The following is a 15,299-nucleotide window of genomic DNA, read 5'->3' as shown; positions in this document are numbered from 1 at the left end:
TTTAAGACAGGATTTACATGATTTACGTGATTTTGAATGTTCATGGCTCACGCAGAGACGCAAAGGGGGAGAAGAGTTTTAGGTGGTTACGTGGTTAGGTTTTTGGTGGGGAGTGGTCGCTGCGCTCCTGTGTGATCGACGACGGTGGGACACCGTCACTCCAGGCTCCGCACACGCCCGCGTAAAATTATAGTAATCCGCGGATAGCTCACAGCCACCACGGGAGGTGATGACCCCGCATGAGGAACCTCTGCGGCTCTGCGTGAGAATCTTCGAGAGTGGTCGCTGCGCTCCGCTGTTAGTGGCCGGGTGCAATCCGGCGGTCCGAAAACGCTTGCGTACAAATCCCACCAATCCTCTTCATCTGTGGAAAAACAAAAAGCCAACACGAGCGGCGTCGGCCTCGCGGCAGGCTCCGCATACGGTCCCTCTGCGGCTCTGCGGCTCTGCGTGGGAATCTCCGAGAGTGGTCGCTGCGCTCCTGTGTGATCGACGACGGTGGGGACACCGTCACTCCAGGCTCCCCGCGCGTCGAGCCGGGCTAGGCCTTCTTATTGTGCTCTTCGTTCCACGAGCAGATGACCATGAGCACGGCGGCGACGCAGATGCAGGAGTCGGCGACGTTGAAGGTCGGCCAGTTGCCGTAGAATGGGAGGATGACATCGATGAAATCGACGACGTAGCCGTTCATCAGTCGGGTCCAGAACGACTCGTCTTTGAGGTGTTCGAGTGCGAAACCCTGGGTCAGTCGGTCGGTCAGGTTGCCGAAGATGCCGGCGAGCAGCAGGGCGAACGCAGCTTTTCCGGTCCATCCAATGAAGAACTTTTTCTTCCAAGCGATGGTGATGATGGTGAGTGCGATCAGGGGGACAGCAAGGAACACAAAGGGAGCCCAGGTGGTGCCATTGCCCATGCCGAAGGCGACGCCGGTATTGTGAACGCGGATGATGTTGAGGAACCCGTCGATGACCGTGATGTGGTACTCCAGGTCTGCGACGTTGCTGGGAGCCGGCATCGAGGGGGGCGGCGCGAAGTTCATCACGATCCACCATTTGCTGATCTGGTCGATGATATAGAGCGGCAGGGTGATGAAGAGAATCAGTGATTTGGCGGACATGGGAGGCAAATCTGAAAGTTGAAATTGGGAGAGCTGGAATGATAGGCGCGGCTGCGGGGGAGGCGTCAGCGGTGGACTAATCCAGTAGATCCGGCGTGATGTCGAAACAAAAAAACGGGGACGTTTCCGTCCCCGTTTTGTCGGATCTTTCTATCGTTATGCGCTCACGACGGAGTCGCAGCGTTCGCAGAGGCCCTCTGCTTCGTTAGCTACTGGCTCATAGCGGCGGCAGCGTGGGCACATTGGGTGCTCGGTCATGGCTGCGGTTGCGCTGACTTCGTCGCCGGTGGTGACATGGACGTCGGCCACGATGAAGAACTCGGTGGCGAATTCGCGGTCGTTGAGCAGGTCGAGCACAGGTTCGTCGGCTGGAACGGTGAGTGTCACAGCGGCTTCGTTGTTCTTGTTGAACGTCTTGGCCTGGACCTGGGCTTCGATTGCGGTTTGGACGGTGTGGCGCAGTTCGAGCAAGCGGTCGACCTTGGTGGTCGCGCTGCCATCTGTGAAGTCCGGGTTTACCTCTGGGAAGTCCAGTTCGTGGATCGAGCCCTCGAAACCGGCGTGTTCCCATGCTTCGTCCGCGGTGTAGACCAGAATTGGTGCAAGCAGGCGGGAGACAGCCGAGAAGACGTCGAACATCGCGGTCTGGCTGGCACGACGGCGCACGCCTGATGAGGCGTCGCAGTACATGCGGTCCTTGAGCATGTCGACGTAGATCGACGAGAGGTCCGCGGCGCAGAACTCATTGATCTTGGTGAAGACTTTGTTGAATTCCAGTTGCTCGTAAGCCTTGCGGCACTCGCTGATCACTTCGTTGAGGCGCTCGAGGATCCAGCGGTCGACCAATGGCATGTCAGCTGCGGCCACGCGATCGGTTTCCGGATTGAAGCCGTCGAGGTTACCGAGGAGAATGCGCAATGTGTTACGCAAGCGGCGGTATGGCTCGGTGACTTGTTTGAAGAGATCTTCGCCGAATGGCACTTCGGTCTGCCAGTTCACCGACGACACCCAGAGGCGCACGATGTCGGCGCCGTACTTGTTGTAGAAGTGGGCGGCATCGATTGGCTTGCCGGCTTTCTCGGCTTCCGACTTCGAGAGCTTCTTCTTGTCTTTGTCGACGACGAAGCCATGGGTGAGCACGGTCTTGTAAGGAGCGCTGCCACGGTATGCAACCGAGAGCATGAGCGAGCTCTGGAACCATCCGCGGTGTTGGTCGGTGGCCTCGAGGTAGAGGTCGGCCGGGCCGTGAAGCTCCGGACGACGGTCGACAACGGCAACGTGGCTGCAGCCCGAGTCGATCCACACGTCGAGTGTGTCGCGGCAACGCTTGCTGCCTGCTGGAAGGCCGAAAAGCTCGGCCAGTTCCTCGTCGGACATTTCGAACCAGAAGTTGGTGCCTTCCTTCTCCGCGTAGTCGGCGATCTTGCGCACGAGCTCGGCGTCGAGAATGGCTTTGTCGTCAGCGTCGAAGAACACAGGAAGCGGCACACCCCACGTGCGCTGGCGGCTGATGCACCAGTCAGGACGTGCTTCGACGGTGCCGTAGATGCGGTTGCGTCCCCAGGCTGGGAGCCACTTCACTTCGTCGATCTCGCTGAGTGCTTTTTCGCGAAGCGTGTCGAGCGAGATGAAGAACTGCTCGACAGAGCGGAAGATGATCGGGGTTTTCGAGCGCCAGCAGTGTGGGTACGAGTGCTGGTACTCTTCCTGACCGAGGAGCACGCCACGTTCTTCGAGGATCTCGATGATGCGCTTGTTGCTCTTGAAAACGTGTTGTCCGACGAGTTCGTCGAGGCCGACTTCCTCGGTGAACTCACCGTCGTCGTTGACTGGCGAGACGAGGCCGAGTTGGTTCTGCTGGCCGGCGACGTAGTCGTCCGCACCGTGGCCTGGTGCGATGTGCACCGCTCCGGTACCGGTGTCGGTGGTGACGAAGTTGGCGTTGATCACACGGGACGTGCGGTCGAGGAACGGGTGCTGGGCTTCGAGGCCTTCGAAGTGCTTGCCCTTGGTCTCGGCGAGCGTTTCCACCAGCTTGTAGCCTGTCTTGTCAGCAAACTGTTCAAGCAGCTCACGAACGATGACGAAGTTCTCTGTGGCACCGGTTTCGGCGTTTTCGAACTTACCGACGACGTAGGTGAACTCCGGGTGCAGGGCGATTCCGAGGTTGGCCGGAAGTGTCCACGGTGTGGTGGTCCAGATCGCCATCGAGACGTCGACTCCGAGGTCGAGCGGCTGAGTGGTGAGTGGGAACTTGACGAAAATGGACGGGCTGACTTTGTCCTTGTACTCGACTTCTGCTTCGGCCAATGCGGTGTGCGCACCGTACGACCACTGGACCGGCTTTTTGCTCTGGTAGACCATGCCGGACTCGACCATTTTGGCAAACACACGGATGATGTCGGCTTCGTAGGCTGGGTCGAGCGTGAGGTATGGGTTTTCCCAATCGCCGAACACACCGAGACGGCGGAACGAGGCACGCTGGATGTCGATGAACTTCTTGGCGAACTCAGCGGAGCGGCGGCGCACTTCGGCAGGTGCCAAGTCGCGTGCCTGCTGGACGACTTTGAACTCAATTGGTAGACCGTGGCAGTCCCAGCCCGGAATGAACGGGGTTTCAAAACCGGCCATGGTCTTGGACTTGAGCACCAGGTCCTTGAGGACTTTGTTCAAAGCCGTGCCCATGTGGACGTCGCCGTTGGCGAATGGAGGCCCGTCGTGGAGAATGAACTTAGGTGCGCCCTGGTCCTGACGGCGCTTTTGAATGCGCTGGTACAGGTTGCTTTTCTCCCACTTTTCGAGGCGGCCTGGCTCCTTTTTGACGAGGTCGCCACGCATTGGGAACGTGGTCTGCGGAAGGGTCAGCGTGTCTTTGTAGCTTTTTTGGTCAGCGCTCATAGTCGACGGGGCAAAATGTCGTGCGGCGGAGCCTAGCACCCGCTTTGGCCAATATCAACCGAGCGACTGATTTTGAAGCCGTCACGTGCGGAGGGGGGGGCAAAGCTGAAAGGTGAAATTGGAAAGGTGAAATGAAGTCGGCGCGCTGCGCGCGAGGGATGGAGAGGTTTTTCAGACAGAATCGGAGCCTGCGGAGATGGCCGCAGGCAATTTACATGAGGGATATGATTCTGCGCAGGCGTCTGCGGTGCGACCTGTTTGGGAGTGCAGTGAGCATCACTGCTTTCGATTGCAGGCGTAGCCGGGGGCGATGGCCGCACAGATCACAAAAGCCACGAACACGGGCGTCGATGGAGCAACCTCACCCTTGAGGTTGAATAGGGAATCCGGCGCAGCCGCACTTAATATGGAGCACTCTTTCTTGGGCGTGATCTAGATGATTTGAGTGTTCGACCCCAGACGGACCGTGAGATGTGGTAGAATCACGAAGGATACTAAGAGCACGAAGTTGTTTGAAGGGGGAGGGCTTCGCGTGAGAATTCGAGCAGCTGTGGCTGCGGCAGGTGGAGTCGGTGGTTGGGTTGTTTTTAGACTGGATTCAGATGAGGGACATGATTGGCATCATTGAACCTTGGAGTGATGATGTGTTCAGAAGGTTCGATCACGCTTGCGTACAAATCATAATAATCTGCGAAATCTGCGGATCCCTCAAAGCTGCTACGAGTGGTGGTGAGTTTACGAGTGGCATGGCATGAGAAATCTTTGGGATCTTTGGGGCTTTGCGTGAGGGTCCTTAGGAGTGGTCGCTTCGCTCCGGTGTCGGTGGCCGGGTGCAATCCGGCGGTCCGAATACAGGTGGGTGGAGATTATAACAATCTGCGGATAACTCAAAGTGTCTACAGGTCGTGTAGTTTTCGCTGTTGTGTGAGGGGCTTTGTTCTTATCGTCACGGGACGGCTTTTGATGATCGGAGCCTGATGATTGGACAAATGAACGGGAACCGAAATCTAATTGGCCTCGGGCTGTTGACGCTGCTTTTCAACGTGGTGTTGATGGTGGTGAAGATCGTGGCCGGCGTGATCGGTCATTCGACCGCGTTGATTGCCGATGGAGTGGAGTCGGCGTCGGACATTTTGGTGTCCTTGGTGACTTGGGCGGGCTTTTATTTGTCGCTGCGTCCGCCGGATCGGAACCACCCCTTTGGGCATGGTCGGATCGAGTCGCTGGCGGGGATGTTTTCCGGTGGGGCTCTGGTGGTGGCCGGGGTGTCGATTGCAGTGATGAGTGTGCACGAGATCAGGACTCCGCATGAGGGACCGGCGTGGTTTACGTTGCCGGTTTTGCTTTGTGTGGTTGCAGCGAAGGAGTTTCTCGCGCGGCGGATCCAGTCGGTGGCGGATGTGAACGATAGCCGGGCGTTGGAGGGCGACGCTTGGCATCATCGATCGGATGCTCTGACGTCCGGAGCGGCTGCGGTCGGAATTGCAATCGCGTTGATCGGGGGGGAGAAATACGCGGCGGCCGATGATTATGCCGCGCTGGTGGCTTGCGTGATCATTCTTCTCAATGGCGGGAGGATCATTTCGCGGTCATTGCACGAGAACCTGGACGGGCGGGTCGACTCGGACGTGAGTGAGAAGATAGTGGAGGAGGCGGCGTTGGTTAGCGGAGTGGAGGCGCTGGAGAAATGCGTGGTCCGCAAGAGTGGGGTGAACTATTTCGCGGAGCTACACGTCGAGGTGGATCCAAATTTGACTGTGCATGAAGGACATCGCATCAGCCATGAGGTGAAGGACCATTTATTGGCGAAGATGCCGCAACTTGAGGATGTCGTGATCCACATCGAGCCGCATGAGTGAGGGGGCGGATGGGTGCTTTTTAGACAGAGTCGGAGCCTGCGGAGATGGCCGCAGGTAATTCACATGAGGGACAGGGTTTTAGATGTTGATGTCTCACGCAGAGCCCCTAAGACCCAAAGGAGAGAAGAATTTTTAGGTGGGGAGTGGTCGCTGCGCTCCGGGGGGGGCAATCCGTAGGTCCGATGGGACTGAGGGCCGCTAGGCATATTGCGGTTCTTGTGGCCATCACCCGAATGGCGGGAAACGTGAGTGCCACGCTTGCGCAAAAATCATAGCAATCGGCGTAATCTGCGGATCCCTAAAAGCCGCTACCAGTGCTGGTGAGTCCACGAGTGACATTACATGGGAGATCTTTGGGCACTTTGCGTGAGAATACTTCAATGAGGTCGCTGAGCTCCGGGAGGGGGTGACTACGGTGGGGACACCGTCACTCCTGAATGTGGGGATCACGCATGCGTTAAAAATCCCATCCATCCTGCTAATCTGTGGAAAACAAAAACAGCAACGACGGGTGGTGATGCACTCGCGCATTGCGGAGTCGGAGTAATCTGCGGGTCCCTCAAAACGAAAGTGAGCGGTTCCCTAGAAATCACCCGTAAGCAGTGCAATGAAACCGAGTCCTGAGGGGCTGAGCCCGGCGGTGCGGCCGGAGCCTGTGAGATACCCTTTTGTCTGATAGCTGTGGTAGGTCTTTGACGGTTTGACCCAGGTGACCACGGGTTTGGTGATATTGGCTTGGATCGGACGGGCGGCAATCGGTACTCCTTCGCGGGAAAAAGTCAGCTCCCATGGTCCCGGCTGGGCTTTCTTGCCATTGGAGATCCATGGGTTGCGGTTGACGATCTCGAGTTTCGAGCCATCGGGGATCGCCACGCGGTAATGTGGCGGGTGGGCGGCACGGATGAACTCTGCCATGGTGAGCTTTGAGTTGCCGCGTGCGGATTTGAAGAGCGATGCCACGTCGACGCCGACCAAATTGATGCCGTTGTAGATCGTGTGGTGGTTCTTGCCGCTGAGGAAGCGATCGTGATAGCGCTCGAAGTCCGAGTGGACCATGAGGTTGAGCTCAAGGTGGAGGTGGGCGCGGGTGAGGTTGATGCCGCGGCCGGTCCATCCGAGTACACCGATTTGGGTGCCTCGCTGGACCTTTTGCCCCGGTTTCACCCGGATCGACTGGAGGTGGGCATAGAGCGAGTAATAGGTGCCGTCGGTCCACCGGTGCTCGATCACGATGTAGCGTCCGTAGTTCGAGTGGTTCGCCTGGTGGTTGGTGTGGACGACCTTGCCGTCGCTGATGGCGCGCACGGCGTCGGTTGGTGTGCCGGATGGATCGCGGCGCACGGGCGAGATGTCGACGCCCTCATGCAGCTTGGTGTAGAGCAGGCCTTCGGCGGTGCGTTTCGGGTTGCGCGAGAACCCGTAGGTGCCGCCCTGCCAGGGCTTTGATTTTTTGCCCTCGAAGCTGCGGTCGGTGTACATGTAGAACCGCCAAGGCTCTTTGGAAAAGATCGCCGTGTTCTCGGTCGGGAGCGAGAGCTTCATCGGACTGCCTGCCGCAGCACTGCCCCATGGGAGCAGCGCTGCGATCAGCGCGACGACAGCGAGGGCACCGGAGATGAAGCGTTTCGGATTCATGAGGAATGGGAGGCGGATCATCGGGTGCGGAGGATGGTGTGGTTAGTTGGCGATGCCTGGTGGCAGGTCTTCTGGGCCGCTGATCGGTCGGAGTTTCCACTCCTTCTCGAAGAAGGCGAAGTGTTCCGTGCTGAGGCCGTTCCAGACGACGATGAATGGTGATGTGGCACCATCGAGGACGATCGGTTCACCGGCGCTGGCGTTGATCACGGGGATCATGAGGCCTTCCTTGTGCTCCAGTGCGGCGCGTTTGATGCGGGTTTGACCGCGTTCGTTGAGAAGGAAAGCGGCGCCGAAGGTTCCGTTCTCGTTGGCAAATGGGTAGTACGCCACAAAGTGCTCGTGGGTGACGACTGGGATGTTGGTGAAGAATTTCTCTTCGCCGTGGACTCGGAATGGGCGGACTCGGTTCGGGCCGTCTGTCTCGTCGCCTTCAACGTGAAACGAGATGCGGACCCCGGCTTTTTTGTCGCCGGCGTGAGCGTTTTGTGGGACGAGAGGCGCGGTTGCGAAAGCCAGTGCGGCGATCGCGATCAGCGAGCGGATGGAGGGGACGAACTGCATGGCGATGTAGATACGGGTTCCCGCGCGCGAATGCAATCACGGATCCAGCGAAGGGGATGGAGGGAAAGCTGGAACTGGAAAGCTGAAATTTGAAATCAGTCAGCGCGCTGCGCTCGGGAGGGATGAGGAGTTTTTAGACAGGATTTACATGATTTACGGGATTGGTCTTGGGCTCACGCAGACGCGCAAGGACGCAGAGGTGATGGCCACAGAGAAGACAAAAAGCCACGAAAACGGGTGGCGATGGAGCAACCTCACTGTTGAGGTTGAATGAGAGAACCGGCGCAGCCGCACGACAGGAGAGCGGATTGATGTTTGGGCTCACGCAAAGCCCCAAAGCCCCCAAAGGAATTCAGCGCGCTGCGCGCGGGAGCGAGGATTTTTGGACAGAATCGGAGCCTGCGGAGATGGCCGCAGGCAACTTACATGAGGGACATGATTTGAGTTTTTGAACCACAGAGGACTCAGAGTTCACAGAGGTGTCTTGTGGAGCGGTAAAACCACGAAGGTGTTTGGAGGGGGGTAAGAACCCACGCAGAGACGCAGGGGGGGGCTTTATGTTGTTAAGTGGTTAGGTTTTAGGTGAGGAGTGGTCGCTGCGCTCCGGCGTGAGTGGCCGTGTGCAATCCGGCGGTCCGGAAACGCTTGCGTACCAATCATGTCAATCATGTGAATCCAGTCTAAAGCAAAAGTCACTACGAGTGGCGCTGCCCTCGCGCCAGCCTCCGCATACGTCACCTTTGGGTCTTGGGGGCTTTGCGTGAGAATCGTTCAATGAGGTCGCTGCGCTCCCGTGAGATTGACGACGGTGGGGACACCGTCACTCCAAGGTCCGAACACGCTTGCGTGAAAATCATAACAATCTGCGAAATCTGCGGATCCCTCAAAGCCGCTACGAGAGATGGTGAACTTGAGCGCGACAGCGCATGAAGAACCTCTGCGTCACTGCGCCTTTGCGTGAGTATTTTGGAAATGGGTGCCGGGCGTTCGTGGGATGTGCGCTGGATTCGTTGGATTTTCAGATATGTCCGAGCGATTGCGACTGGATGCTTGACGCCGCATGCCAATAAACGCACTGTCATCACGCGTCAGCCCCCGGCGTGTGTTGCATTGGCTTGTTTTCGAGGTAATGGCGTGCGGGCAGAGGCTGTGAACCGTTTAGTAATATCCCCATTCAATGTCTACTATCGAAGAATCCGATTTGTCCGAGAAGTCCCGCAAGCTTTGGCTCAAAGCGATTGCTGCGCTGGAACAACGTAACGCCGATTTTGCGATCAATCTGCTTGAGGCACTGGTCAAGGAGGAGCCTGATTTCCTCACTGGTCGCAAAGCACTGCGTCGCGCCCAGATCCAGAAAGCCAAGGCTGGGGGAGGAAAGAAGAAGTTCTTCGGTGGCTTGGGTGCGTTCAATGCCAAGGCTCTCGCCAAGAAGAGCTGGCACGATGCGCTGGCAGATGTCGAAAAGGAACTCGCCAGCGATCCATTCAACGTCAAGGTCAACAACGCATTGTTCGATCTGGCGGTGGCCAACGAGCAATACGATCTCGCTGAGTTTGCACTGGAGACTATCAAAGAGGGGCATCCAGAGGATACCAAGTCGTTGCACAAGTTGGCTCAGTTCCACTTGGATCAAGACAACCCGGACAAGGCATCGGAAATTTTCGGAGCCATCGTGAAGCGTGACCCGAGCGACTTGGTCGCGGTGAAGGGCGAAAAGGATGCCACAGCGCGTGCGTCGATGCGTCAGGGCAACTGGGAGTCCAAGGGTGGGTTCCGCGACATGCTCAAGAACGAAGATGAAGCCAAGTCTCTGGAGAATGCGTCCCGTGCCGGCATGACCAAAGAGCAAATCCGCGCTCAGCTGACCAATGGGCTCGGCGAGTACGGCGAGAACCAGAACGACTTGGCGTTGGTGCGTAAGATCGGTGGGTTCTACGAAAAGCTTGAGGAGTGGCAGAATGCCCATCAGTTCTATGCCTGGGCTCACCACCTTTCCGAAGGGGACAGTGCGCTTGAGCGCAAGGCGTCGCAGATGGAAGAACGTGCGAGCGATGAAATGATCGCGTCGCTTCAGGCGGAGCTCGAAAAGCTTAGCGGAGAAGAGGCGGCTGCCAAGCAGGCTGAACTCGATGAGTTGGTGGGGGCACGATCCGCGCGCCTTACCGAAGCTGCCCGCGAGCGTGTCGAGCGCAACCCGACCGATCCGCAACTGCGCTTTGAGTTGGGTCAGCACTTGTACAACTCCGGCGAGTTCACCGAGGCGATCCCGCATCTTCAGCGTGCACGTAACAACCCGCACATCCGTACCCGCTCGATTTTGATGCTTGGTCGTTGCTACGACGCCAAGGGAATGCTCGATATGGCGCAAAGCCAGCTCGAGGAGGCTCTTTCCGAGCTCGTGACCATGGACAACACCAAGAAGGAAGTTCTCTACGCGCTGGCCATGGTGGCGGAGAAGAACGGCGACAAGGACAAGTATCTCGGCTCGCTCAAGGAGATCTACGAAGCGGACTACGGCTACCTCGACGTGGCCCACCGTGTGGAGTCGTCCTACGCTGGCTAGGCATAGCTCTGGGCTCAAAGTTTGCCAAAAGGCGCGTCCGGATAGTGATCCGGGCGCGCCTTTTTGGTTGATGTGGTGAGCTGTTAGACTGGATTGTGGGCTCACGCAGAGACGCGAAGACGCAAAGGAAGTCAGCGCGCTGCGCGCAGGGGAGGAATTGTTTTTGGACAGGATTTACATGATGGACATGATTTCGCTCAGGCGTCTGCGGCGCAGCCTATTTGGGAGTGCAGTGAGCTTCACTGCTTTCGATTGCAGGCGTAGCCGGGAGTGATGGCCACACAGATCACAAAAAGCCACGAAAACGGCCGGAGATGGAGCAACCTCACTCTTGAGGTTGAGTGGCGGCGTCGGCTCAATCGCACTTATGGCAGATCACTCTTTCTTGGTCCGTGATTTAGATGGTTTGAGTGTTTGAACCACAGAGATCGCAGAGTACACAGAGGAGCCGTTAGACGCGGTGAAACCACGAAGGGCGCGGAGAGCACGAAGTTGTTTGGGTATCAGGTCCTGCTTTTGCGTCTCTGCGTGAGAATGCTCACTGATTACAATATTCCGAACCGCATGGGAAACCTTCGGGGGCTTTGGGGTTTTGCGTGAGAACTTTTCGAAATGGGAAAGCTGAAATTGGAAATTTGAAATGAAGTCAGCGCGCTGCGCGCGGGGAGGGGAGAGAAGACGGTGAGGACACCGTCACTCCGCGCTTGCGCAAAAATCATAACAATCTGAGAAATCTGCGGATAACTCAAAAGCCACAGTGGTTGGTGATGTTCTCGAGCATGACTCCGCACAAGCCACCTTTGCGTCTCCGCGGCTTTGCGTGAGAACTCTTCGCAATGGGAAAGTTGAAATTGGAAATTTGAAATGAAGTGAGCGCGCCGACGGTGGGGACACCGTCACTCCACGCTTGCGCATAAATCGTAACAATCTGTGGAATCTGCGGATAACTCAAAAGCCACAGCGGCTTGTGATTTTCTCGAGCATGGCTCCGCACAATCCACCTTTGCGTCTCCGCGGCTTTGCGTGAGGGCTCTTCGCAATGGGAAAGCTGAAATTGGAAACTTGAAATGAAGTCAGCGCGCTGCGCGCGGGGGGCGGGACGACGGTGAGGACACCGTCACTCCACGCTTGCGTAAAAATCACAACAATCTGGGACATCTGCGGATCACCAAAAGCCACCACGAGTGGCGACGTTCTCGCGCATCGCGCCGCATGGGGCATCCCTGCGTCGTGGCGTCTCTGCGTGAGAATCCTTCAGAATGGTCGCTGCGCTCCGGGGGGGGGACAATCCGGCGGTCCGTGGTCGCTTCGCTCCTGGGCGCTGGCCGGGTAAAATCCGGCGGTCCGAGGCGTTATTGCTCTGGCTGCTGGGTAGCAAATGCGACGTTCCAAATGCCGACGCTGCGGCAGGTGTCGACCACTCCGATGATGTCTTTGTATTTGGTGTCCTCGTCGCCGCGGAGGATGACGGCGACGTCCTTGTAGCCGACTGCAATTTTTGACACGCGCTCCAGCAGCTCCTCGCGGCTCATGACATTGCCATTGAGCACGACGTCGCCGTTTTTGCGCACGTTGATGATGATTTCCCCGACTTGGCGGTTTGAGCTTTCGCCTTCCTTTGCGACGGGCACTTGGACGTCGAGCTCGGTCTCAAAGCGTGCGTAGCTCCACGTGACAATGAAGAAAATCAGCAGCAGGAACACGATGTCGATCATCGGTGCCAGCTGCATTCCTCCGGTGTTATCGAGGCTTCTGCGGTTGAACTTCATGGGCGGGGAATAGCCGGTGAGAATTGGCGGGGAGGGGGCGATTAGATACCGCGCGGCTCGTCGTGAGGATCCTGTGGGAACTCGTCGTCACGGCGCGAGCGGCGGGTGGCGGTTGAGCGGATGCCGGCGCCGCGTGCTTCCGGGGCCCATTCGGCGGCGCGTTCACGTGCGTCGGAGTATTGCACCGCCAGAAGTGCGACGATGTGGGTGGATGCGGCTTCGAGTTCTGAGATGAACTTGGCGACGCGACCTTTGAAGATCGAGTAGAAGATCAGAGCGGGAATGCCGATGACCAGACCGGATGCGGTGGTGATCAAGGCTTCCGAGACGCCGCCAGCAAGCTCGACTTGCTTGGCTCCGGCGAAGGTGCTCGATCCGATCTCGTTGAAGGATTTGATCATGCCCAGCACTGTGCCGAGAAGGCCGACCATCGGGGCGACCGATCCGACATCCATCAGGTATGAGATGCGCTGGCCCATGAGGCTGGCTTGGCGACTGCCTTCGGCCTCAGCGAGTTCGCGGACTTCGGTGAAGCGGGCTTTCGGGTTGCGGGTTGCGAAGTCGAGGGTCTTCTGGGTGACGCGGGCGACCGCTTGGTTCGAGCGGTTGCAGTAGGCAATGAGGCCGAGGTAGTCCTGCTTGCGGATCATGGATTCGGCTTCGTCCATGAAGTGATCGCTGACTACGGCGTTCTGGCGGATGGTGAGGGTGTAGAAAATGATCAACAAGACCGCGACGAACGAGAGAGCGGCCAGCGGGTACATCATGAATCCGCCTTTCTTCAAAATATCGCGCAATGATACCACGGTGGCCTCTGCTGCGGCCTTGTCTTTCTGCTTGGCCTGGTCCGTGGCGAGTTCGATGCGCTCACTGGTTGTGGGTTCGTTCGCTTGCTGGGCGCTGGCAGGCTGCGGCATGGCAAAGCATGCGACGAGAGCCACGAGAACGAGGCGGATGGCTCGGGCGGGGGAGGTCATGTGAGTATGCATGGTGGGAAAATGGACTCGCTGGACTTGCGGGGCATGGTAATCGTTTCAGCGGCTGCGAATCTGTCATGAATCTGTGGGTTGAACCTGTGCTTGGTTCCGCCCACAGATGGATTCCGGGCGCGCGCTTGATCTGATGGTGTATGATGCGCCTACACGCCAGGATTACAACCCATCATCCTTCATGAGTGAGCGTTCCCCAGACCAACCTGCCACACCGCGACGTGAGAAGCCCGATTTCCGGGTGATCTTGCGCGATGTGCCGCATCAGCCTGGGATCTACCAGATGAAGGATCGGCTTGGGCAGGTGATCTATGTGGGCAAGGCCAAGGATTTGCGCAAACGCCTTACCAGCTACTTTCTGCCGTCGCGGCAACGGAAGGCCGACCTGAAAACGCGGGCGCTGATCAATAGCATCTGGGATTTTGAATTCCACACCGTGCGCAACGAGTCGGAGGCTCTGCTTTTGGAGGCCAAGCTGATCAAGGAAGTGCGACCGCGCTACAACGTGAGTTTTCGTGATGACAAGCGTTTTCCGATGGTACGGATCGACCCGACGGCGAAGTTTCCCATGTTCCGGATGACCCGGATGCGCAAGGAAGACGGAGCGCGCTACTTTGGTCCGTACGTGCACAATGCGGCGTTGCGGGAAGTGGTGACTTGGCTCAACCGACGCTTCGGTCTGAAGACCTGTCGGCCAATGAACCCAGGTGAGGCGGAATACCGGCATTGTCACGCGGATGTGATCCGGAACTGCTCGGCGCCATGTATTGGGCGGGTGACGCCGGAGGAGTATCGTGAACGCGCTGAGGCCGCGATGAAGGTGCTTGAGGGGCGCAACCGGACGATCTTGAAGGAGATCAAGGCGGAGATGACCGAGGCGGCCGAGGCGATGGACTTCGAGAAGGCCGCCAAGTTGCGCGATGTGATGGTGTCGATGGAGAAGATTCTCGAGCCGACGCGCAAATTTGCCCGCAGTGGGCGCGGCGTGACCAGTGACGAGGCGAAGAAGTCGGCGCTGGATGATGTGCGGGAGCTGCAGATGGAGTTGGGAATGGCGGAGCCGCCGATGGTGATGGAGTGCTTTGATATTTCGAATATTTCGGCGACTTATTCTGTGGCGTCGATGGTGCGGTTCTCTGGCGGCTTGCCGGACAATCAGGCGTATCGTCGTTATCGGATCAAAACCGTGGAAGGTCAGAATGATTTCGCGAGTATGGCCGAGGTGGTCGGGCGGAGGTATGCCCGGATTTTGCGCGAATTGGCAGCGGAGGATGATGCCGAGGACTCGAATGAGGATGTGTTGGAGCGTGCGCGGAGGATCGAAAAGCGTGTGCTTGACCGCGAGGATGGTCGTCCTCGGAAAAAAGAGTCGGCATCCAAGGTGGCGGGCTTGCCGGATCTGATCGTGGTCGATGGGGGAAAAGGGCAGTTGGCCATGGCGATGGCTGAGTTGCAGAAGCTCGGGCTGCATGACGTGCCCTTGATCGGATTGGCGAAGCAGCGGGAGGAAGTGTTTGTTCCCGGGCGTGATTTGCCGATTTTGATCCCTCACGATCGAGGGGCGTTGAAGTTGTTGCAGCGTTTGCGCGACGAGGCGCACCGCTTTGCCAATGGCTATCACCAGTTGCTGCTCAAGAAGCGGATGCGCGAGTCGGTGCTCGACGAGGTGCCGGGGATGAGTCCGCGTCGCAAGGAGGCCTTGTTGAAGAAGTTTGGCTCGGTCGCAGCGATCCGTAAGGCGAGTCCTGAGCAGTTGGCGGAGATTCGCGGGATCTCGATTAGTGCCGCGGAGCAGATTATTGAGAATCTGTGATGAAATTGGGAGGGGATTTAGGACTCACGCAGAGACGCAAAGGAAGTCAGCGCGCTGCGCGCGAGGGAGGAATTGTTTTTGGACAGGATTTC

Annotated in this window: 9 protein-coding genes; 3 read left to right on the top strand and 6 right to left on the bottom strand. The window is 57.8% G+C overall.

All coding sequences use genetic code 11. The features are described from left to right. Positions 1-541 precede the first annotated feature (541 nt). Positions 542-1,117 carry a signal peptidase II gene (locus G3M56_RS10560; protein ID WP_164362168.1) on the bottom strand — a complete coding sequence of 192 codons (576 nt, stop codon included), beginning with the start codon at positions 1,115-1,117 and terminating at the stop codon, positions 542-544. Positions 1,118-1,273: 156 nt separating this feature from the next. After that, complete coding sequence (gene ileS / locus G3M56_RS10555) at positions 1,274-4,015, bottom strand: isoleucine--tRNA ligase (protein ID WP_164362170.1); 2,742 nt, start codon at positions 4,013-4,015, stop codon at positions 1,274-1,276. A 989-nt stretch (positions 4,016-5,004) separates the two neighbouring features. On the opposite strand from ileS, the gene G3M56_RS10550 reads away from it, so the two are divergent. Further along, positions 5,005-5,874 carry a cation diffusion facilitator family transporter gene (locus G3M56_RS10550; RefSeq protein ID WP_164362172.1) on the top strand — a complete coding sequence of 290 codons (870 nt, stop codon included), beginning with the start codon at positions 5,005-5,007 and terminating at the stop codon, positions 5,872-5,874. Between the two features lie 582 nt (positions 5,875-6,456). Here the strand turns inward: G3M56_RS10550 and G3M56_RS10545 are convergent. Then, positions 6,457-7,509 (bottom strand): M23 family metallopeptidase, encoded by a 1,053-nt coding sequence (locus tag G3M56_RS10545; RefSeq protein ID WP_164362179.1) that lies wholly within the window; start codon positions 7,507-7,509, stop codon positions 6,457-6,459. Positions 7,510-7,551: 42 nt separating this feature from the next. Beyond that, positions 7,552-8,073 carry a hypothetical protein gene (locus G3M56_RS10540; RefSeq protein ID WP_164362181.1) on the bottom strand — a complete coding sequence of 174 codons (522 nt, stop codon included), beginning with the start codon at positions 8,071-8,073 and terminating at the stop codon, positions 7,552-7,554. Positions 8,074-9,250: 1,177 nt separating this feature from the next. On the opposite strand from G3M56_RS10540, the gene G3M56_RS10535 reads away from it, so the two are divergent. After that, a complete protein-coding gene (locus G3M56_RS10535; RefSeq protein ID WP_164362182.1) occupies positions 9,251-10,636 on the top strand; it encodes a tetratricopeptide repeat protein in 1,386 nt (461 codons plus the stop codon). 1,352 nt (positions 10,637-11,988) lie between these two features. Here G3M56_RS10535 and G3M56_RS10530 read toward each other — a convergent pair. Next, on the bottom strand, positions 11,989-12,405 hold the full coding sequence (locus G3M56_RS10530) for an ExbD/TolR family protein (protein WP_164362184.1): 417 nt from the start codon (positions 12,403-12,405) through the stop codon (positions 11,989-11,991). Positions 12,406-12,446: 41 nt separating this feature from the next. Then, positions 12,447-13,382, bottom strand: coding sequence for a MotA/TolQ/ExbB proton channel family protein (locus tag G3M56_RS10525; protein WP_235203391.1), 936 nt, complete (start codon positions 13,380-13,382; stop codon positions 12,447-12,449). Between the two features lie 193 nt (positions 13,383-13,575). Between G3M56_RS10525 and G3M56_RS10520 the strand changes: the two genes are divergently transcribed. Then, positions 13,576-15,207 carry an excinuclease ABC subunit UvrC gene (locus G3M56_RS10520; RefSeq protein WP_235203390.1) on the top strand — a complete coding sequence of 544 codons (1,632 nt, stop codon included), beginning with the start codon at positions 13,576-13,578 and terminating at the stop codon, positions 15,205-15,207. The last annotated feature ends 92 nt before the right edge of the window (positions 15,208-15,299 follow it).

Origin of the sequence: Sulfuriroseicoccus oceanibius, from assembly GCF_010681825.2 — a bacterium.
In the GTDB taxonomy this organism is placed as follows: domain Bacteria; phylum Verrucomicrobiota; class Verrucomicrobiia; order Verrucomicrobiales; family SLCJ01; genus Sulfuriroseicoccus; species Sulfuriroseicoccus oceanibius.
The sequence above is the reverse complement of the archived record's forward strand: the minus strand, read 5'-3'. Positions and strand labels throughout refer to the sequence as shown.